Origin of the sequence: Vibrio scophthalmi LMG 19158 (genome assembly GCF_000222585.1) — a bacterium.
GTDB lineage: Bacteria > Pseudomonadota > Gammaproteobacteria > Enterobacterales > Vibrionaceae > Vibrio > Vibrio scophthalmi.
On record NZ_AFWE01000168.1, the window covers coordinates 1 to 1,634 of the forward strand.

Annotated in this window: 2 protein-coding genes; both read left to right on the forward strand. The window is 46.5% G+C overall.

The genetic code is table 11. The annotated features are described in order from the left end of the window. Positions 1-68 precede the first annotated feature (68 nt). On the forward strand, positions 69-569 hold the full coding sequence (locus tag RH88_RS24130; protein WP_005596675.1) for a transposase: 501 nt from the start codon (positions 69-71) through the stop codon (positions 567-569). A 27-nt stretch (positions 570-596) separates the two neighbouring features. Continuing rightward, the gene (locus RH88_RS23005) at positions 597-1,595 is read left to right on the forward strand and encodes an IS3 family transposase (protein WP_420895768.1); all 999 of its coding nucleotides are present in this window, start codon (positions 597-599) and stop codon (positions 1,593-1,595) included. The last annotated feature ends 39 nt before the right edge of the window (positions 1,596-1,634 follow it).

Consider the following 1,634-nt stretch of genomic DNA (forward strand, 5'->3'; position numbering starts at 1 on the left):
CCCCCCTGTGTCAGGCTAGTTGTCACTGTTAAAAATCATCCAATCAAAGGGGCGGTAACAGAGGAAACATGTCTCGTTATTCGCAAGAAAGAAAAGAAGCTATCCTGAAAAAGTTTTTACCACCGTTATCTCGCTCTGTGGCCGAAGTAGCAAAAGAAGAAGGCATCAGTGATGCGACACTGTATTATTGGCGTAAACAACTTCGAGAATCAGCAGCCGTTGTGCCAAACAGCCATACCCCTTCAGAGCATTGGTCTGCGCAAACTAAGTTAGCCATTGTCGCTGCGACGTTTTCTATGACAGAAAACGAATTAAGCCAGTACTGTCGTGAAAACGGGTTGTACCCAGAAGAAGTTCAGCAATGGCGCAGCGAATGCATACAGGGGTTCACGTCATCGAAGGAGCGTGAAGCAGAGGCAAAGAAGCAAGCTAAAGCCGACAAGCATGAAATCAAAGAATTAAAAAAAGAGCTTCGCTTTAAAGAGAAAGCCTTAGCTGAAACAGCTGCCTTGTTGGTGCTAAGAAAAAAGCTGAGGGCCTTTTACGGGGAAGAGCCAGAGGACGACTAACCTCAACCGAAGAAAGGCAAAATATCGTTGTGCTCATCCATGAAGCGCGGCAGTCGCTTGGACCGTGCGTGCAACGAAGCTGAGATAGATTTACGGACTTACCGTCGCTGGTACCAGCGCGGTAAAGTACAAGCAGATGAACGACCAACGTCGTTAAGACCTGAGCCTGCTAATAAACTCACGGAGCAGGAGCGGCAAGATATTATTGATATGAGTAATGCGCCTGAATATGCCAGTTTACCGCCAAGCCAGATAGTGCCAACACTGCTGGATAAAGGCCAGTATATTGCATCTGAAGCCAGCTTTTATCGTGTGTTAAAAGCGGCAGGACAACTTAACCGCAGAGGCCGTCAACGTAGCCGTAAAAAATCATCGAAACCAACAAGCTACACAGCAACAGGTCCAAATCAGGTATTTACCTGGGATATAACGTATCTACCTTCAGGTGTTCGTGGACAACATTATTACCTTTATCTCATTGAAGACATCTACAGTCGAAAAATCGTCGGGTATGACGTCTATGACCGGGAGTGCGGAGAGATGGCATCTCAACTGCTTCAGCGCACGCTGATGCGGGAGCAATGCTTCAATCAAGCGTTGGTGCTGCACTCAGATAATGGTGCGCCAATGAAATCGTTGACGTTCAAGGCAAAAATAGAAGAGCTTGGCATTACATCATCTTACAGTCGTCCTCGTGTGAGCGATGATAATCCGTATGTAGAGTCACTGTTCCGAACGCTGAAATATGTCCCAAGCTGGCCATCAAAGGGGTTCGAAAGCCTTGTTCGAAGCCGTTCTTGGGTAGAAAGCTTTGTAATCTGGTATAACACCGTGCATAAACACAGTTGCTTGAATTACGTGACACCTTCAGAGCGACATAGTGGAAAGGATACAGAGATTTTAAGGAAAAGAGCAAAGGTGCTGATGGCACACCGCCAAGCAAAACCAGAGCGTTGGTCAGGTAAAATACGCAACGGCGAACCAATCGGAGAAGTTCACCTGAACCCAGAAAAAGAAGCTGCTTGATAATTACTCAAGTAGTGACAACTAGCTTGAAAAACGCCG